General features: G+C 71.2%; 15 protein-coding genes. 9 read left to right on the forward strand and 6 right to left on the reverse strand.

Translation table 11 applies throughout. The annotated features are described in order from the left end of the window. Positions 1 to 19: 19 nt before the first annotated feature. From ACZ7LT_RS11635 to ACZ7LT_RS11650, 4 genes are all read left to right on the forward strand, one after another. Complete coding sequence (locus ACZ7LT_RS11635) at positions 20 to 1,258, forward strand: arginine deiminase (RefSeq protein WP_471235824.1); 1,239 nt, start codon at positions 20 to 22, stop codon at positions 1,256 to 1,258. Between the two features lie 127 nt (positions 1,259 to 1,385). Next, on the forward strand, positions 1,386 to 2,396 hold the full coding sequence (gene argF, locus ACZ7LT_RS11640) for an ornithine carbamoyltransferase (RefSeq protein ID WP_471235825.1): 1,011 nt from the start codon (positions 1,386 to 1,388) through the stop codon (positions 2,394 to 2,396). A 125-nt stretch (positions 2,397 to 2,521) separates the two neighbouring features. Then, a complete protein-coding gene (locus tag ACZ7LT_RS11645) occupies positions 2,522 to 3,349 on the forward strand; it encodes an enoyl-CoA hydratase family protein (protein WP_471235826.1) in 828 nt (275 codons plus the stop codon). A gap of 2 nt (positions 3,350 to 3,351) precedes the next feature. Then, positions 3,352 to 5,655: a bifunctional salicylyl-CoA 5-hydroxylase/oxidoreductase gene (locus ACZ7LT_RS11650; RefSeq protein ID WP_471235827.1), complete on the forward strand. Its 2,304-nt coding sequence runs from the start codon at positions 3,352 to 3,354 to the stop codon at positions 5,653 to 5,655. On the opposite strand, the gene ACZ7LT_RS11655 is transcribed toward ACZ7LT_RS11650, so the two are convergent. The 3 genes from ACZ7LT_RS11655 to ACZ7LT_RS11665 form a co-directional block, all read right to left on the reverse strand. Then, a complete protein-coding gene (locus ACZ7LT_RS11655) occupies positions 5,644 to 6,054 on the reverse strand; it encodes a hypothetical protein (protein WP_471235828.1) in 411 nt (136 codons plus the stop codon). The genes ACZ7LT_RS11650 and ACZ7LT_RS11655 overlap by 12 nt on opposite strands. 99 nt (positions 6,055 to 6,153) lie before the next feature. Then, positions 6,154 to 6,969, reverse strand: a complete 816-nt coding sequence (locus ACZ7LT_RS11660) for a PaaX family transcriptional regulator (RefSeq protein ID WP_471235829.1) — start codon at positions 6,967 to 6,969, stop codon at positions 6,154 to 6,156. 31 nt (positions 6,970 to 7,000) lie between these two features. Then, entirely contained in the window at positions 7,001 to 8,614 is a 1,614-nt protein-coding gene (locus tag ACZ7LT_RS11665) for an AMP-binding protein (RefSeq protein WP_471235830.1), read from the reverse strand. A 99-nt stretch (positions 8,615 to 8,713) separates the two neighbouring features. Between ACZ7LT_RS11665 and ACZ7LT_RS11670 the strand changes: the two genes are divergently transcribed. Then, on the forward strand, positions 8,714 to 9,823 hold the full coding sequence (locus tag ACZ7LT_RS11670; protein ID WP_471235831.1) for an acyl-CoA dehydrogenase family protein: 1,110 nt from the start codon (positions 8,714 to 8,716) through the stop codon (positions 9,821 to 9,823). Beyond that, positions 9,820 to 10,218 (forward strand): RidA family protein, encoded by a 399-nt coding sequence (locus ACZ7LT_RS11675; RefSeq protein WP_471235832.1) that lies wholly within the window; start codon positions 9,820 to 9,822, stop codon positions 10,216 to 10,218. Before ACZ7LT_RS11670 ends, ACZ7LT_RS11675 begins: the two co-directional genes overlap by 4 nt. A 21-nt stretch (positions 10,219 to 10,239) precedes the next feature. Here the strand turns inward: ACZ7LT_RS11675 and ACZ7LT_RS11680 are convergent, their stop codons facing one another. Further along, positions 10,240 to 11,304, reverse strand: coding sequence for a methyltransferase (locus ACZ7LT_RS11680; protein ID WP_471235833.1), 1,065 nt, complete (start codon positions 11,302 to 11,304; stop codon positions 10,240 to 10,242). A 56-nt stretch (positions 11,305 to 11,360) separates the two neighbouring features. Beyond that, positions 11,361 to 12,200 carry a helix-turn-helix transcriptional regulator gene (locus ACZ7LT_RS11685; protein ID WP_471235834.1) on the reverse strand — a complete coding sequence of 280 codons (840 nt, stop codon included), beginning with the start codon at positions 12,198 to 12,200 and terminating at the stop codon, positions 11,361 to 11,363. Between the two features lie 227 nt (positions 12,201 to 12,427). Here ACZ7LT_RS11685 and ACZ7LT_RS11690 point away from each other — a divergent pair, with 227 nt between their 5' ends. The 3 genes from ACZ7LT_RS11690 (at position 12,428) to ACZ7LT_RS11700 (ending at position 17,284) form a co-directional block, all read left to right on the forward strand. Continuing rightward, positions 12,428 to 14,785, forward strand: coding sequence for a collagenase (locus ACZ7LT_RS11690; RefSeq protein ID WP_471235835.1), 2,358 nt, complete (start codon positions 12,428 to 12,430; stop codon positions 14,783 to 14,785). Positions 14,786 to 14,929: 144 nt separating this feature from the next. After that, positions 14,930 to 15,655 carry a GntR family transcriptional regulator gene (locus ACZ7LT_RS11695; protein ID WP_471235836.1) on the forward strand — a complete coding sequence of 242 codons (726 nt, stop codon included), beginning with the start codon at positions 14,930 to 14,932 and terminating at the stop codon, positions 15,653 to 15,655. A gap of 84 nt (positions 15,656 to 15,739) precedes the next feature. Further along, on the forward strand, positions 15,740 to 17,284 hold the full coding sequence (locus ACZ7LT_RS11700) for an MFS transporter (protein WP_471235837.1): 1,545 nt from the start codon (positions 15,740 to 15,742) through the stop codon (positions 17,282 to 17,284). A gap of 84 nt (positions 17,285 to 17,368) precedes the next feature. On the opposite strand, the gene ACZ7LT_RS11705 is transcribed toward ACZ7LT_RS11700, so the two are convergent. Further along, entirely contained in the window at positions 17,369 to 18,898 is a 1,530-nt protein-coding gene (locus ACZ7LT_RS11705; RefSeq protein WP_471235838.1) for a helix-turn-helix domain-containing protein, read from the reverse strand. Positions 18,899 to 18,927: the final 29 nt, after the last annotated feature.

Here is an 18,927-nt window from a genome sequence, read left to right on the forward strand (position 1 = left end):
GCCCGGTGAGGATGAGGACATGGGATTCCATGTCGATTCCGAGACCGGGCGGCTGCGCCGCGTCATCCTGCACCGCCCCGATCTGGAGCTGAAGCGGCTCACCCCGAGCAACAAGAACGCCCTGCTCTTCGACGATGTGCTGTGGGTGCGCAGGGCCCGTCAGGAGCACGACGGATTCGCGGACGTGCTGCGCGACCGGGGAGTGGTGGTGCACCTCTTCGGCGATCTGCTGCGCGAGGCCCTGGAGGTGCCGGCCGCCCGTGCGCTCGTCATGGACCGGGTCTTCGACGAGAAGGAGTACGGGCCGCTCGCCACCGACCATCTGCGGGCCGCGTTCGACACCATGGACGCCGCCGCCCTGGCGGAGGCGCTGGTCGGGGGGATGACCAAGCGGGAGTTCCTGGCCGCCCACCCGGAGCCGACCTCCGTCCGCTTCCATGTGATGGACCTGGACGACTTCCTGCTCGGCCCGCTGCCCAACCATCTCTTCACCCGGGACACCTCGGCCTGGATCTACGACGGGGTCTCCATCAACGCCATGCGCTGGCCCGCCCGGCAGCGCGAGACCGTGCACTTCGAGGCGATCTACAAACACCATCCGCTCTTCACCGGCCCCACGGCAGGGACGTTTCACCACTGGTCGGAGGGGCAGGCCGACTATCCCTCGACCATCGAGGGCGGGGACGTCCTGGTCATCGGCCATGGGGCGGTGCTGATCGGGATGAGCGAGCGGACCACCCCGCAGGCGGTGGAGATGCTGGCCCGGGGGCTGTTCGCGGCCGGTTCGGCCCGCACGATCGTGGCGCTGGACATGCCCAAGCGGCGGGCGTTCATGCATCTCGACACGGTGATGACGATGGTCGACCACGACACCTTCACGCAGTACGCCGGGCTCGGCATGCTCCGCTCGTACACCATCGAGCCGGGGGACACGGGCAGCAGCCTCAAGGTCAGCGACCATCCGCCGGAGCACATGCACAGCGCCATCGCGGCGGCCCTCGGCCTCACCGAGATCCGGGTGCTGACCGCGACCCAGGACGTGCACGCCGCCGAGCGGGAGCAGTGGGACGACGGCTGCAACGTGCTGGCGGTGGAGCCCGGGGTCGTCGTCGCCTACGAGCGCAACGCCACCACCAACACCCATCTGCGCAAGCAGGGCATCGAGGTGATCGAGATCCCCGGCAGCGAGCTGGGGCGGGGGAGGGGCGGTCCGCGCTGTATGAGCTGCCCGGTGGAGCGTGATCCCGTACGGACCTGAGCGCGGTCGGACGTGAGTGCCGGTCGGGCCAGGGTGCCGGGACACGGCCGGGAGGGGCTCTGTATAAGAATTCTGATGTTCGTATAGACTTCCACGGTCGTCGTATCCGGAACCCGGGAGCACCACCATGGCCACTGACCTCACCGGCCGCCACTTCCTCAAGGAGCTGGACTTCACCGCCGAGGAGTTCCGCGGCCTGATCGCCCTGGCCGCCGAGCTCAAGGCGGCCAAGAAGGCGGGCGCCGAGGTCCAGCGGCTGCGCGGCAAGAACATCGCCCTGATCTTCGAGAAGACCTCCACCCGCACCCGCTGCGCCTTCGAGGTCGCCGCTGCCGACCAGGGTGCCTCGACCACCTATCTCGACCCGGCCGGCTCCCAGATGGGCCACAAGGAGTCGGTCAAGGACACCGCCCGGGTGCTCGGCCGGATGTTCGACGCCATCGAGTACCGGGGAGACGGCCAGGCGACCGTCGAGGAGCTCGCCGCGCACGCCGGAGTGCCGGTCCTCAACGGCCTCACCGACGACTGGCACCCCACCCAGATGCTCGCCGACGTGCTCACCATGACCGAGCACAGCGACAAGCCCCTCACCGAGCTCACCTTCGCCTACCTCGGCGACGCCCGCTTCAACATGGGCAACTCCTACCTCGTCACCGGCGCCCTGCTCGGCATGGACGTACGGATCGTCGCGCCGAAGGAGTACTGGCCGGCCGAGGCGGTCGTCGCCCTCGCGCGGCAGGCCGCCGAGACGAGCGGCGCCCGGATCACCCTCACCGAGGACGTCGCCGACGGCGTCCGCGGCTGCGACTTCGTCGCCACCGACGTCTGGGTCTCCATGGGCGAGCCCAAGGAAGTCTGGGACGCCCGGATTGCGGCCCTCGCCCCGTACGCGGTCACGATGGACGTCCTGCGCGCCACCGGCAACGCCGACGTGAAGTTCCTGCACTGCCTGCCGGCCTTCCACGACCTGGGCACCACCGTCGGCCGGGACATCCACGCCCGGCACGGCCTCACCGAGCTGGAGGTGACGGACGAGGTCTTCGAATCGGCACACTCCGTCGTCTTCGACGAGGCGGAGAACCGGATGCACACCATCAAGGCCGTGCTCGTGGCCACCCTCGCGGGCACCGCCGCCTAGCCGTCAGGCGCGTGGCAAGGTGACCCGCGGGAGGCGTATCGCGTACTCCTGACGACAGTCACCAATCGGTGTTACGCTCGCGAGAGGTGCCGCCACCGCACCCACGCTGAGGGAGGCCCCATCCCATGAGCCCCTTTACCAGCTCCGCGCCCCGCACCGAGGAATGGCGCCACCTCCGCCTCACCCTCGACGACGGGGTCGCCACCGTCACCCTCGCCCGCCCCGAGAAGCTCAACGCCCTCACCTTCGGCGCCTACGCCGATCTGCGCGACCTCCTCGCCGAGCTTTCGCGCGAGCGGGCCGTCCGCGCCCTCGTCCTCGCCGGTGAAGGCCGCGGTTTCTGCTCCGGCGGCGACGTCGACGAGATCATCGGCGCCACCCTCTCCATGGACACCGCCGAGCTCCTCGACTTCAACCGGATGACCGGCCAGGTCGTACGGGCCCTGCGCGAATGCCCCTTCCCCGTGATCGCCGCCGTGCACGGCGTCGCCGCCGGCGCCGGCGCCGTCCTCGCCCTCGCCGCCGACTTCCGCATCGCCGACCCCTCCGCCCGCTTCGCCTTCCTCTTCACCCGAGTCGGCCTCTCCGGCGGGGACATGGGCGCCGCCTACCTCCTGCCCCGGGTGGTCGGACTCGGCCACGCCACCCGGCTGCTGATGCTCGGCGAGCCGGTCCGCGCCCCCGAGGCCGAACGGATCGGCCTGATCAGCGAACTCGCCGACGAGGGCGAGGCGGACGTACGCGCCGCCGCGCTCGCCCGCCGCCTCGCCGAAGGCCCCGCCCTCGCCTACGCGCAGACCAAGGCCCTGCTCACCGCCGAGCTCGACATGCCCCTGTCCGCCGCCGTCGAGATGGACGCGGCCACCCAGGCGCTGCTGATGAACGGCGAGGACTATGCCGAGTTCCACGCGGCCTTCACCGAGAAGAGGCCCCCGAAGTGGCAGGGCCGTTAGCCATGACCGGCCGCCCCCTGCGCGTCGCCGTCATCGGCGGCGGACCCGGCGGGCTGTACGCCGCCGTCCTCCTCAAACGCCTCGATCCCGGCCGCGAGATCACCGTCTGGGAGCGTGGCGCCCCCGACTCCACCTTCGGCTTCGGCGTCGTCCTCTCCGACGAGACCCTCGGCGGCATCGAGCACGCCGACCCCGAGGTCTACCGCGCCCTGCGGGAAGAGTTCGTCCGGTGGGACGACATCGACATCGTCCACCGAGGCCGCACTCTCACCTCCGGAGGCCACGGCTTTGCCGCCCTCGACCGCCGCCGGCTCCTGGAGATCCTGCACCGCCGCTGCGCCGAGCTCGGCGTCCGCCTCCGCTTCCACACCGAGGCCCCGCCCGCCGCGGCCCTCGCCGCCGACCACGACCTCGTCATCGCCGCCGACGGCATCCACAGCTTCACCCGCCAGGCCCACGCCGACCACTTCCGCCCCCGCATCACCACCCACCGCTGCCGCTACATCTGGCTCGCCACCGACTTCGCCCTCGATGCCTTCCGCTTCGAGATCGCCGAGACCGACCACGGCGTGATGCAGCTGCACGGCTACCCCTACCGCGCCGACTCCTCCACCGTCATCGTCGAGATGCGCGAAGAGGTCTGGCGCGCCGCCGGCCTCGACACCCGCGACGAACAGGACTCCGCCGACCGCTGCGCCAAGATCTTCACCGAGACGCTCGGCGGCCACCCCCTGCGCGGCAACAACTCCTCCTGGACGGCGTTCCGCACGGTCGTCAACGAACGCTGGTCCCATGGCCGTACGGTCCTCATCGGCGACGCCGCCCACACCGCCCACTTCTCCATCGGCTCCGGCACCAAACTCGCCGTCGAGGACGCCCTCGCTCTCGCCGCCTGCATCGAGGAACAGCCCAGCCTCCCCGAGGCCCTCGCCGCCTACGAGGCCGAACGCCGCCCCGTCGTCGCCTCCACCCAGCGCGCCGCCGCGGCGAGTCTCGCCTGGTTCGAGGAGCTCGACACCTATCTCGACCAGCCGCCACGCCAGTTCGCCTTCAACCTCCTCACCCGCAGCCGCCGCGTCACCCACGACAACCTCCGGCTGCGCGACGCCCACTTCGCCGACACCGTCGTCCGCGACTTCGGCTGCCCGCCCGGCACGCCCCCGATGTTCACCCCCTTCCGGCTGCGCGGACTGACCCTGCGCAACCGCGTCGTGGTCTCGCCCATGGACATGTACTCCGCCGTCGACGGCGTCCCCGGCGACTTCCACCTCGTCCACCTCGGCGCCCGCGCCCTCGGCGGCGCCGGGCTCGTCATGACCGAGATGGTCTGCGTCAGCCCCGAGGGCCGCATCACCCCCGGCTGCGCCGGCCTCTACACCTCCGAGCAGACCGCGGCCTGGCGGCGCGTCACCGACTTCGTGCACGACCAGGCGCCCGGCACCGCGCTCGGCGTCCAGCTGGGGCACTCCGGCCGCAAGGGCTCCACCAAACTGATGTGGGAAGGCATCGACCAGCCCCTCGACTCCGGCAACTGGCCCCTGGTCGCCGCCTCACCCCTGCCGTACCGCCCCGGCGTCAACCAGGTCCCCCAGGAGCTCGACCGGGACGGACTCACCCTCGTCCGCGACCAGTTCGCCGCCGCCGCCCGGCGCGCCGCCGAGGCCGGCTTCGACCTCCTCGAACTCCACTGCGCCCACGGCTATCTGCTCTCCGGATTCCTCTCCCCGCTGACCAACCGGCGCACCGACGCCTACGGCGGCTCCCTCGCGGGCCGGCTCCGCTTTCCCCTTGAAGTGTTCGACGCCGTCCGTGCCCAGTGGCCCGACGACCGCCCCATGACGGTCCGTATCTCCGCCACCGACTGGGCCGAGGGCGGCACGACGCCCGAGGACGCCGTCGAGATCGCCCGTGCCTTCGCCCGGCACGGCGCCGACGCCATCGACGTCTCCACCGGCCAGGTGGTGCCCGACGAACGCCCTGCGTACGGGCGCACGTACCAGACCCCGTACGCGGACCGGATCCGCGCCGCCACGGGCGTCCCGGTCATCGCGGTCGGCGCGATCTCCTCCTGGGACGACGTCAACTCCCTCCTGCTGGCCGGCCGCGCCGACCTCTGCGCGCTGGCCAGGCCCCACCTCTACGACCCCCACTGGACGCTCCACGCCGCGGCCGACCAGGGGTACGACGGCCCGGGCGCGCCCTGGCCCGCCCCGTACCGCGCGGGCAGCCGCAAACCCCCCACCGGCCGCACGGACGGCCCCAAACCCCGGCTCAGCCTCGGTCCGCCCGCGGGCTCAGGCCGGTAGCCAGCGCGGCCACCACGGCGGGACATTGGACGGCGGACAGCGGCCGGCATCCCCCGGATAGCCCTCCAGAGTCCCCCATCCGGCGAAGAACCAGCAGGTCAGGGCAGCCAGTACGGCCGCCACCAGGACCAGCTGGGCCAGTGCCCTCAGCGGCCGGGGACCGTGCGCGCTCGCCCTGCGGGCCACCACGGCCGCTCCCAGGGCCCCCAGAGCAAACCCGGCCATCACCGGCACCAGCAGCAACGTCAGCTCGAACCGTCCGCCCGCCTCCCAGCCCGCGTCGCAGAAGGCACGCGCGCGTGCGGCCAGCGAGACGGCGAGGTAACCGGCGCCGGCGCCGGCCAGCGCGGCGGCGGCCCAGGACAGGCTCTGGAGCCGCGAGACGGAAGGAGCGGTCATGCCCGGGAAGGACGGCCCGGGGCCCTGGACGGTTGCAGGCCGCGCAGGTGACGCACGCCGCGCGCAGGACGGCTGCGGGCCCGCGTCCGCGCCGGAGCGTTACGCGCCCTGCTGGACGAACCGCGCCCCGGCGTCCCGCAGCCGCGCGTGCAGCTCCCCGAACACCGCCGCCGAGCGGGCGCCGGGCCAGTCCTGCGGCAGCAGCTCGGCCGGCAGGCCGGGGTCCGCGTAGGGCAGGCGGCGCCAGGAGTCGAGGGCGAGGAGATAGTCGCGGTAGGCCTCCTCGGCGGGCCGCCGCGCCCCGGCAGGCCAGCCGCGCAGCACCGGCTCGTGCGCCGCGAGGAACTCCTCGTGCTGTTTGGCGATGGACGGCAGGTCCCACCAGCGCCCGACTGCCTCCGCCGTCGCCGCGAAACCCAGGTGATCGCCGCGGAACAGGTCCACGTACGTCACCAGCTGCAACCGCTCCAGCGTGTGCCGGGTCTCCTCGTACAGCCGTGCCGGGGCGATCCAGACGCCCGGCGCCGCCGTGCCGAAGCCGAGGCCGCCGAGGCGGGAGCGGAGCAGATGCCGCTTGTGGCGCTCGGCCTCGGGCACCGAGAAGACGGCGAGGACCCAGCCGTCGGCGAGCGTCGGCTCGGTGCGCGCGTAGATCCGGCGGTCGCCGTCGTCCAGCAGCTGCCGGGCGTCCGCGGACAGCGCGTACCCGGCCGCGCCGTCCGCCGTGCGCTCGGGCACCAGCAGGCCGCGGCGCTTGAGCCGGGAGACGGACGAGCGGACCGACGGCGCGTCCACGCCCAGCGCCGCCAGGAGCCGGATCAGCTCGGCCACCGGCAGCGGGGCGTTGTCGGGTGCCCGTCCGTACGCGCCGTACAGGGAGACGATCAGGGAACGAGGGGTGTGCTGCTCGGCCACGTGATCACTCTAGATCGCGGAGGGGAGGGGATCACTCCGGACCGCGCAGCCGGAAGCGCTGGAGCTTGCCGGTGGCGGTACGGGGCAGGGCGTCCAGGAAGACGATCTCCCGTGGACACTTGTACGGCACCAGCCGCGCCTTCACGAAGTCACGCAGCGCCTCCCGGGTGGTGTGATCGCGGGGTACACCGTCACGTACCACCGTGTACGCCACCACGATCTGCCCGCGCAGTTCGTCCGGGCGCCCCACCACCGCTGCCTCCACCACGTCGGGGTGGGCGAGCAGCGCCTCCTCGACCTGGGGGCCGGCGATGTTGTACCCGGCGGAAATGATCATGTCGTCGGCGCGGGCGACATAGCGGAAGTACCCGTCGGGCTCGCGTACGTAGGTGTCACCGGTGACGTTCCAGCCGCCGCGCACGTACTCCCGCTGACGTGGATCGGAGAGATAGCGGCAGCCCACCGGACCGCGGACCGCGAGCAGGCCCTCCTCGCCGTCGGCCACCGGCCGCCCGTCCCGGTCCACCACCCGCGCCTGCCAGCCCGGCACCACCCGCCCCGTCGTTCCCGGCCGGATCTCCTCGTCGGCGGCGGAGATGAAGATGTGCAGCAGCTCGGTCGCGCCGATGCCGTTGATGACCCGCAGCCCGGTCCGCTCGCGCCAGGCCTGCCAGGTGGCCGCCGGCAGATTCTCGCCCGCCGACACACAGCGCCGCAGGGAGCCGGTGTCGTGCCCGTCGAGCTCGTCCAGCATCACCCGGTAGGCGGTCGGGGCGGTGAGCAGCACCGACACCCGGTGCCGGGCGATGGCGGACAACAGCTGGCGGGGGCCGGCCTGTTCGAGCAGCAGGGAGCTGGCCCCCGCACGCAGCGGGAAGACCAGCAGGGCGCCGAGCCCGAAGGTGAAGCCGAGCGGCGGGCTGCCCGCGAAGACGTCGTCCGGCCGGGGGCGCAGCACATGCGCGGAGAAGGTGTCGGCGACGGCCAGGACGTCACGGTGGAAGTGCATACAGCCCTTGGGCCGTCCGGTGGTCCCCGAGGTGAAGGCGATCAGCGCCACGTCGTCGGCCGCCGTGTCCACGGCCTCGTACACCGTCGGCTTGCCGGCCGCCAGCCACAGCAGGTCGTCCGGGGAGTCCCCGCCGTACGTCGTGACCCGCAGCCCCGGAACCTCCGCCTTGACCAGGTCGTCCACGGAGCGGATGTCACAGAGGGCGTGCGTGCACCGTGCCATGTCACACATGACGGCCAGCTCCTGGGCCCGCTGCTGGGCCAGTACGGTGACCGCCACCGCGCCCGCCTTCATCACCGCCAGCCAGCAGGCGGCCAGCCACGGCGTGGTGGGGCCGCGCAGCAGCACGCGGTTGCCCGGCGCCACGCCCAGGTCGGTGGTGAGCACATGGGCGATCCGGTCCACCCGTTCGCGCAGTTCGCCGTACGTCCAGACGCCGCCTGTGGCGTCATGGAAGACGGGCCGGTCCGCGCCGAACCGTTCGACCGTACGGTCCAGCAGTTCCGTCCCGCAGTTCAGCCGCCGGGGGTAGCGCAGCCCCGGCAGATCGAAGACCAGCTCCGGCCACTGTTCCAGGGGCGGCAGATGGTCCCGGGTGAAGGTGTCGTGGTGCGCCGACGGTGTCAGCTCCATGGTCCGCCCCCTTGTCGTGGTGGGGTCGCCCATCGAGCGTATCGTGAAGGTGACGACAGTCAACGCTCCGCGATAGATGCGTATGAAGAGGGGGCACGGATGCCCGTATTCTCGCTCGATTCGGCACAAACCGCCTGGTGTGCAGAGCTCAGGACCCTCGCGGCCGACAAACTGGCCCCGCTCGCCGCCCAGGGCGAACCCGGCCGCGTCAATCGCCCGCTCATCGCCGCGCTCGGCGAACTCGGCCTGCTGGAGCGGCTGTTCACGGCCGGCGCGCTCGATCTCTGTCTGATGCGGGAGGCGCTCGCCCATACGTGTACGGAGGCCGAGACCGCCCTCGCGCTTCAGGGCCTGGGCGCCCACCCCGTCGCCGCCGCCGGGACACCCGAACAGCGCAGCCGCTGGCTCCCCGAAGTGACCGCCGGACGGGCGGTCGCCGCCTTCGCACTCAGCGAGCCGGACGCCGGGTCCGACGCCGCCGCCCTCTCCCTGGAGGCCGCCCCCAGCGGCGACGGCTGGCTGCTCAGCGGCGAGAAACGCTGGATCTCCAACGCCCCCGAGGCCGACTTCTACACCGTCTTCGCCCGTACGGACGCGGACGCGGGCGCCCGGGGCGTCACCGCCTTCCTCGTCCCCGCCGACCGCCCCGGCCTCACCGGCAGTCCGCTCGAGATGATCAGCCCGCACGCCATCGGCGCCCTGGTCTTCGACCGGGTCCCCGTCGGCCCCGCCGACGTGCTCGGCGAGGTCGACCGAGGCTTCCGGGTCGCCATGAACACCCTCAACCTCTTCCGGCCCAGCGTCGGGGCCTTCGCCGTGGGCATGGCCCAGGCCGCGCTGGACGCCACCGTCGGGCACACCGCCCGCCGGACCGCCTTCGGCGGGGTCCTCAAGGACCTCCAGACCGTGGCCCACCAGGTCGCCGAGATGGCCACCCGCACGGAGGCGGCCCGGCTGCTGGTGTACGCGGCGGCCGCGGCGTACGACGCGGGGGACCCGGAAGTCCCCCGGCGCGCGGCCATGGCGAAACTGCTCGCCACCGAGACCGCGCAGTACGTCGTCGACACGGCCGTCCAGCTGCATGGCGCCCGCGCGCTGCAACGCGGCCATCTGCTGGAACATCTCTACCGGGAGGTGCGCGCGCCCCGGATCTACGAGGGCGCCACCGAGGTCCAGCGCACCATCATCGCCAAGGAGCTGTACCGATGACATTGCACCGTCACAACCCGGCCGGGCTCTCCCCACCGACCGGCTTCTCGCACGCCGTGGTCGCGACCGGCTCCCGGGTGGTCTTCCTGGCCGGGCAGACCGCGCTCGACGCGGACGGCAAGGTGGTGGGGGAGACCCTGCCGGAACAGTTCCGCACGGCGCTGACCAATCTGCTCGCCGCCCTGCACGCGGCCGGCGGCATGCCCGGTGACCTGGCACGCGTCACCGTGTACGCCACCGATGTCGCCGACTACCGCGCCCACGCCCATGAACTCGGCCGGATCTGGCACCAGCTGGTGGGCCGCGACTACCCCGCGATGGCGGTGATCGGCGCAGTCCGCCTCTGGGACGAGCAGGCGCTGGTGGAACTGGACGGCTTCGCGGTCCTGGACTGAAGCCTTCGGATGGTCTGTCCGTCAGCCGGCCACGGCCTCGATGACGGAGTACGGTGCGGCATCCGCGAGCGGGGTGACCGAGGTGACGGACAGGCCCGCGCGCCGGCACAGGTCCTCGAAGTCCTCGCGGGTGCGCTCCCTGCCGCCTATGTTCACCATCATGTTGAGGTCGCTGAGGTAGGTGACTCCGCCGTCGGTGACGTCGGCGCCGGCATCTGTGTCGACGGCTTCGGGAAGCACGGGCTCCACGATCAGGACGAGACCGCCGGGCTTCAGCGCCTCGCGGCAGTGGCGCAGGATCGTGACCGCCTGCTCGTCCGACCAGTCGTGCAGGACACTCTTCATCAGGTAGAGCTCCGAGCCCGCGGGGACGGAGCGGAAGAAGTCCCCGGCGACCAGGGAGCAGCGCTCGTTCAGTCCGTGCCGCTCCAGCGTCTTCGGCGCCTCGGCGAGACCCTCCGCCGTGTCGAAGACCACTCCGGTGATGCCCGGGTGCGCGCCGAGCACACCGGCCAGGAGGGTTCCGTCGCCCCCGCCCACGTCCGTGACCGTGGCGAACCGGCCGAAGTCGAAGGCGTACGGCAGCGCGGCGGCGGTCTCCGCGACGGCCTGGCTCATCGCCGCGTTGAACTCCGCGGACAGCTCGGCGTCCTGGGCGAGGTGGCTGAAGAAGTCCGTGCCGAAGACGGCGTCGAACGTGACCTCGCCGGTGCGGACACTGTCGTCCAGGTGCTCCCAGGCGCGTACGATCGCCGGCTCGGTGAACATCCGCACGAACGACGTGAGGGAGTCGGGGTGGCCGGGGTCGAGCAGTGCGCCGGCGGGGGTCACCGAGAAGGACCCGGGGGCGTCCTCCTTCAGCAGGCCGAGGCCCGCGAGGGCGCGTAGCAGCCGCGTCATGGGCTGCGCTTCGGCTCCGGCGTCGGCGGCGACCTCGGCGGCCGGGCGTACCGTACCTCCGATCAGCTCCACGACTCCCAACCTGACTGCCGCGCGCAGGGTTTGGGCTGCCATGCTCCCGAACGCGAGCCGGGCGATCAGATCGCGGTCGGCCGGTCCTGCTGCCCGGACATCCGTGTTCGTCACAGGTGGTTCCTTCCTTCGTGTGGGGATCTCTTCGGTTCTTGCGGTCTGATTGAGGGTCAGTCGGCCGACGTCGCCCGGCCGGCCAGGACGCCCGGCGTGCATCCGGCGAGGGCCAGGACGTCACGATGGAGATGGGGCTGGTCGGCGTACCCGCACGCCAGGGCGACGTCGCCGGCGCTCTCACCGGCGGCGAGCGCCCGGGCGGCGTGGTCGAAGCGGACCAGCATGGCGGCGCGCTTGGGGGTGAGGCCGATCTGGGCAGTGAACCTGGACCACAGCCGCTTGCGGCTCCATCCGTACGACGCGGCGAGGTCACCGACCCGTATCCGGCCTCGACGGGCCACGATGGTGTCCCAGGCGGCGGCGATCTCGGGTGACATCGACGGCCCCCGCGCGGCCCGCCGGGCGAGGAACTCGTCCACCAGTGTGAGGCGTTCCTGCCAGGTCCCGGCGTCGGCCAGCTGCTCGCCGAGGCGTCGCTCGTCGTGCCCCCACAGGTCTTCAAGTCCGGTGAGGGAACCGTCCAGTTCGGGCGGGGGTACGCCCAGCAGCGCATAGGCGGCCCGGGGTGACAGGGCCACCTCGACGCATTCGACCCGCTCGCCGCGGATGCGGGCCGGGCCGGGCGACAGGGAGGCGACGAGGCTCCTCATGGGGCGGGGCCCGGTGGCGCTCTCCACCGTGACCGGGCCACCAGCGAGACCGATGACGACGATCACGGCGGGCTGGGGAAGCACGTGCATGTCCAGCCCGGTGGCGGCGCGGTCACGGAATCCGGCCATCCGGACGCCGCCGAGGGAGGGGCCGCCGACGGGGCGGGCGACCTCCCAGCCGTTCTCGGCGTCACGATCGATGGGGGTACGGGGGGCTACGGCCCCCGCTTCGTGGCTGTGCATGCCTCTACGGTCGCCCAGTTGGGCGGTCCCTGTCTTGGACGAATGTTCCGGGGAGGTGAAGAAGAGGGAGCGCCCAGGGGGTTGTCAGTGCAATTTCACATTACTATTTTACTGCTGGAGCCACACCGCCCTCACCTCAACTGAGCCGGGAGGCAGGCGAGTTGTCTCTGCTCCACCCGTAACGCTGACATGCACCGCTTCCCCCACCTCCCACAGAGGAGTCGTAGGTGTTCCAGTCCAGATCCATGCGCAGACCCCTGCTCGCCGCGGCCGTCGCCGCGGCGCTGCTCGGTCCGGTCGCCCAGAGCGCCCAGGCGCAATCCGCCCCGACGGCCGCCCCGGCCCCCGCGTCCGCCGCGGCCGCCACCCCTGCTTTCACCGGGGCCCCCGGGGCCCATGGGGCCGATCCACACGACGAGGTCCAGCGCCTCGCCCGCGCGCCGCACCGCACCCTCCAGCCCGCCCCCGCGCCCGGCGGCCACCCCTCGGCCCGCGTCCCGGGCCCGCAGACCCCCAAGTCCTCCGCCGCGGCCCGTTCCACCCCGCCCCGGGCCGCCGCCGTGCCGTGCACGCTCGACGGCATCACCCGCCTCGGCCCCGAGCAGTTCGCCGACTTCCTCGCCGACCCGGCCGTCACCGCCAACGGCTGTCTGCGCGATCTGATCTGGACCTGGGACGCCCGGCTCACCCCGGTCATGTCCGACGCCCACGTCCAGGCCGTCGGCCGCCGAATATCCGCGCGCGCCGCCTCCCACGACGGCCGCAACGGCACCCACCTGCTGGAGATGTTCACCTATCTCCACGCCGTCGCGTACCACGACTTCTCCCGCGACGAGATCGACATCACCGACGCGCCCACCGTCGACGTACTGCGCCGCGCCATCGCCGACTTCGGCGCCGCGGCCCGTACCTTCGACGTCACCGGCACCAACGCCGAAACCCTGCGCGAGGCGCTCTACACCGGATCGGCGCCCGGCCTGCGCCATCACCAACTCGGCCTGATCAAAAAGGTCCTGGCCACCATGGACCAGTACCACCCGAACCAGCACGCCGACCGGGCCTGGGGCAACGCCGCCCTCGCCGCGCTCTCCGTGAACTACCTCGGCGTCTATCCGGGCAACGGCGACACCGCCTTCCACGCCGCCGTCGCCCGGGACCTGCGCTACCGCGAGGCGTTCAAGCAGTTCGCCGGATACACCCACCTCAAGGGCACCGACAACGACTGGGTGGTGCGCGACGCCCTCTCCGAGTACGGCCGCTTCGGGCAGGTGGCGGGGCTCCGCGACGGTGTCGTGGCCGACCTCGGTGCCCTCCTCGGCCCCGTCGTCCGCGACTTCGGCCACGGCAGCGCCCCGTGGGCCAAGCTCGTGTCCTGGCTGAACGTCTACGAGGCCTGCAAGCCGTACGGCGTCTGCAAGGCGGACATCGAGCGGAAGATCTTCCCGTACACGTACACCTACGACAAGGGCGCCATCAAGGTCCGCACCGGCCTCGACCGCGCCACCGTCGACCAGCTCTACTACGCGAGCAAGCAGGTCAAGGCGCAGTTCCACCGCGTCCTGGGCACCGAGACCCCGCTCACCGGTGACACCAACGCCGTCCTGAACATCGTGCTGTACGGCTCACGCGCCGACTACGAGAACTACCACCCCATCCTCACCGGCATGGACACCAACAACGGCGGCATCTACATCGAGCGCGGTGCCACCTTCTACACGTACCAGCGGCGGGTGCCGCAGGACTCCTCCCTGACGCTGGAGGAGCTGTTCCGCCACGAGTACGTGCACTACCTCAACGGCCGTTTCGCCGTGCCGGGCTACTTCGGCGAGGGCCCGTGGTACCAGAACGACCGCACCACCGCGATGGACGAGGGAACGGCCGAGTTCTTCGACGGGGCGACCCGCGACAACGGCGTCGCCGTCCGTAAGTCGCTGGTGAAGAGCGTCATCGGTGACACCGCACAGGGCGGCCCGCGGATGACCGTCGACCAGCTGCTGCACGCCACGTACGACGGCGACGGATTCCGCTTCTACAGCTACGCCGGCACCTTCTTCGAGTACCTGTGGACCGCACGGCCCGGACTGCTCCGGGAGATGTACGGTCATCTGCGCGCCGACAACCCGGCCGCGTTCGACTCCTGGCGGGACCGGCTCGGCAAGGACGCCGCACTCCAGCGCGGCTACGACGCCTTCCTCGACGCCCAGATCGCCAAGGTCGACGAGCTGTTCGTGCCCAACACCCGCTACACCCCCAACGACCAGCTGCGCGACTCGACGGTGGCGGCCGTGCGCTTCTCGTTCGCCACGGCCACGTACAGCACCCCCCAGTGCACCGAGAACGGTGACACCGGCAAGCGGCGCTTCATCTGCACCGGCCGCATCACCGCCAACCTCAGTGACGCCGGAAGTCCGGACCGGGTCTTCAAGGACATGTCCGAGACCGTCGACCACTTCATCCTCGACCGGGCGGGCGCCGCGTCCACCAATCTCGCCGACATGAACTGCTCCTTCGGCGAGGTCGAGATCTGGAGCGACCGCAAGGCCGGCACCTCCCCGTACACCTGCGAAGGACCGCTCCGCAGCTGAGCTGAGGACCGCAGGACCTGCTCGACCGCACGGAGACCGGGGTGGATTCGTCCGCCCCGGTCTCGCGTTGTCCACAGGACAATTCGGACCGTCACCCTTCCGTGAGATCGTACGTCCACTCGTCACCACACCACGGAGGGCGCCATGGGCGGCTATCTGAAACAGCACCAACTGGCAACCGTCCAGGAGCGGTTGCGCGATCAGGTGGCCCACGCCCTGCGGGCCGCCCTGATCGCCGGGGAGCTGCGCCCCGGAGAGGTCTACTCGGCGCCGGGCCTCGCCACCGACTTCGGGATCTCGGCCACCCCCGTCCGCGAGGCGATGCTCGACCTGGCCCGGGAGGGCCTGGTGGAACCCGTACGGAACAAGGGCTTTCGCATAACGGAAGTCAGCGAGCGCGATCTCGACCAGTACACCGAGCTCCGCGCCATGATCGAGGTCCCCACCGTCGGCCGGGTGACCAGGATCGCGACCGCTGCCCAGCTGAAGGAACTACGGCCGATCGCCGACGAGATCGTGACCAGCGCCCGCGCGCACAACCTCATCGGCTATCTCGACGCCGACCGGCGCTTCCATCTCACCCTGCTCGGCCTGGCCGGCAACGACCGTCTCGTCGAGACAGTGGGCGACTTGCGCAAACGCTCCCGGCTCTACGGCCTGACCGGGCTCGACGAGCGTGGACTGCTCGTCGCCTCCGCCGAGGAGCACCACGAGCTCCTCGACCGGATGCTCGAAGGCGACGACGAGGCCGCCGAGGCCTGCATGGCCCGCCATCTCGGCCATGTCCGCTCCCTGTGGGCGCAGGCCCGAGACGAACCGGTGGAGCGCAGGCCACGCCGCACGCTGGGGGCGGCACGCGGGGCGTCTTGATCGACTGGTGGGGGTCAGGGGCGGGGCTTACGGTCGAATGGTGGGCGGCCCCGCCCGCAGGCTCCCGCGAGAGCGCGATTCGCCATGAGGACTCGCAAGCAGACGAACTCGGCCACGACCGCCGCCCCCGAGCAGGGCGACGGCAAAGGTATCGCCCTCTTCGTCATCGCCTCCTGCCAGCTGATGGTGGTCCTCGACATCACCATCGTGAACATCGCGCTGCCGCACATCCAGCGGTCACTCGAGTTCTCCACCACCAACCTGTCCTGGGTGGTCAACGCGTACACGCTGACCTTCGGCGGACTCCTGCTGCTGGGCGGACGAACCGGTGACATCCTGGGCCGGCGCCGCGTCTTCATCTTCGGCGTGCTGCTGTTCGGCCTCGCGTCCCTGCTCTGCGGAGTCGCCCAGAGCAGCTGGCAACTGCTCGCCGCTCGTGCCCTCCAGGGCGTCGGCGGAGCGATCGCCTCCCCGACGTCGCTCTCCCTGATCACCACGAACTTCGACGAGGGACCGGAACGCAACCGGGCCTTCGGCGTGTTCGCGGGCGTCTCCGCGGGCGGCGGCGCGATCGGCCTGCTGGCCGGCGGTGTCCTCGTCGAATGGCTCGACTGGCGCTGGATCTTCTTCGTGAACGTGCCGATCGCGCTGCTGATCGCCTTCCTCACGCCGCGCCACGTCCGGGAGTCCGAACGGCATCCCGGCCACTTCGACCTCCTGGGCGCGCTGACGTCCACGCTGGGCATGGTGGCGCTGGTGTACGGCTTCATCCGCGCCGCACAGGAGGGCTGGCGGGACGCGCTGACCCTCACCTCGTTCGGCGTCGCGGTGGTCCTGCTGGTCACGTTCGTCCTGATCGAGCGCAGGTCGCGGCAGCCCATCACACCCCTGCACATGTTCGCCGACCGGAACCGGGCGGGCACCTACGGGATCATGCTCTGCCTGGCCGCGGCGATCTTCGGCATGTTCTTCTTCCTCACCCTGTTCGTGCAACAGGTCCTCGGCTTCAGCCCACTGGAGGCCGGACTGGCGTTCCTGCCGGTGAGCGCGGTCATCGCGGTGGCGGCGGGCTTCACCTCGCAGCTGCTGCCCAGGTTCGGGCCGAAACCCTTCATGGTTCTGGGCTCGCTGTGCCTCGCGGCCGGACTGTCCTGGCTGACGCTGACCGACGTCCACTCCACGTACGCGGGCTCCATCCTCGGCCCGATGCTGGTGTTCAGCGTGGGCATGGGCCTGATGTTCGTCTCGCTGACCCTGATGGCCCTGTCCAACGTGGAGCCGCAGGAGTCGGGCGCGGCGTCCGGCCTGCTCAACGCGACCCAGCAGGTCGGCGGTTCGCTGGGCCTGTCGATCCTGGTCACGGTCTTCGGCACGGTCAGCCGCAACGAGGCGGAGGACCAGGTCCCCGCCTTCCTCGCCCAGGCGTCCCCCGTGGAGCAGGCCCTGTTCGCGAAGACCGGCCAACTGCCGCCACCCTGGGGCGACGAGGTTCTCACCTCGGGCGTCTCGGCCGGCTTCATCGTCGCCGCGGCCTTCGCGGTCGTCGCCCTGATCATCTCCCTCGTCGCCATCCAGGTCCGCCCCTCCGACATCGAACGCCTCAAGGGCGGGGTGGGACCGGTCCCCTGACCTCTGCCGACACGGCGGAAGACCCCCGCTCCGATGCGGAGCGGGGGCCTCAGGCGCCGATGAGAGGTCTCAGGCGAAGGGTTCTCAGATGTCCCGGAAGATCTCGATCTGCGCGCCCACCGAGTTCAGGCGCTCCGCCAGGTCCTCGTAGCCGCGGTTGATGACGTAGACGTTGCGCAGCACCGACGTGCCCTCCGCCGCCATCATCGCGAGGAGGACCACCACCGCCGGGCGCAGGGCCGGCGGGCACATCATCTCCGCCGCGCGCCAGCGGGTCGGGCCCTCGACCAGGACGCGGTGGGGGTCGAGGAGCTGGAGGCGGCCGCCGAGGCGGTTGAGGTCGGTGAGGTAGATGGCGCGGTTGTCGTAGACCCAGTCGTGGATCAGCGTCTGGCCCTGCGCCACCGCCGCGATCGCGGCGAAGAAGGGGACGTTGTCGATGTTCAGGCCGGGGAACGGCATCGGGTGGATCTTGTCGATCGGCGCCTCCAGCTTGGAGGGGCGGACCGTCAGGTCGACCAGTCGGGTCCGGCCGTTGTCCGCGGAGTACTCGGCCGAGCGGTCGTGGTCCAGGCCCATCTCCTCCAGGACCGCGAGCTCGATCTCCAGGAACTCGATCGGCACCCGGCGGATCGTCAGCTTCGACTCTGTGACCACCGCGGCCGCCAGCAGGCTCATCGCCTCGACCGGGTCCTCGGAGGGGGAGTAGTCGACGTCCACGTCGATCTGCGGTACACCGTGCACGGTCAGCGTCGTCGTGCCGATGCCGTCCACCCGTACGCCCAGCGCCTCCAGGAAGAAGCACAGGTCCTGGACCATGTAGTTGGACGAGGCGTTGCGGATGACGGTGACGCCGTCGTGGCGCGCCGCGGCGAGCAGCGCGTTCTCGGTCACGGTGTCGCCGCGCTCGGTCAGCACGATCGGCCGGGTCGGCGTGACCGACGCCTCCACCTGGGCGTGGTAGAGGCCCTCGGTCGCCGTGATGTCCAGACCGAACCGGCGCAGCGCGATCATGTGCGGCTCGATCGTCCGCGTGCCGAGGTCGCAGCCGCCGGCGTACGGCAGCTTGAAGTGGTCGAGCCGGTGCAGCAGGGGCCCGAGGAACATGATGATGGAGCGGGTGCGACGCGCCGCCTCGGCGTCGATCGCCTCCATGTCGAGCTGGGCCGGCGGCACGATCTCGAGGTCCACGCCGTCGTTGATCCAACGGGTGCGTACGCCGATGGAGTTGAGGACCTCAAGGAGTCGGAAGACCTCTTCGATCCGGGCGACGCGGCGCAGGACCGTACGGCCCTTGTTGAGCAGCGAGGCGCACAGCAGCGCCACGCAGGCGTTCTTACTGGTTTTGACGTCGATGGAGCCGGAGAGTCGGCGTCCGCCGACCACGCGCAGGTGCATGGGTCCTGCGTAACCCAGCGACACGATCTCGCTGTCGAGCGCCTCGCCGATACGGGCGATCATCTCAAGACTGATGTTCTGGTTGCCGCGCTCGATGCGGTTCACGGCGCTCTGGCTGGTGGCCAGTGCCTCGGCGAGCTGCGTCTGTGTCCAGCCCCGGTGTTGCCGGGCGTCACGGATGAGCTTGCCGATGCGTACGAGGTAGTCGTCTGCCATGGCCGCAGGCTATCTCAGATATGAGATGG

The organism is Streptomyces sp. NPDC039465, from assembly GCF_055639315.1.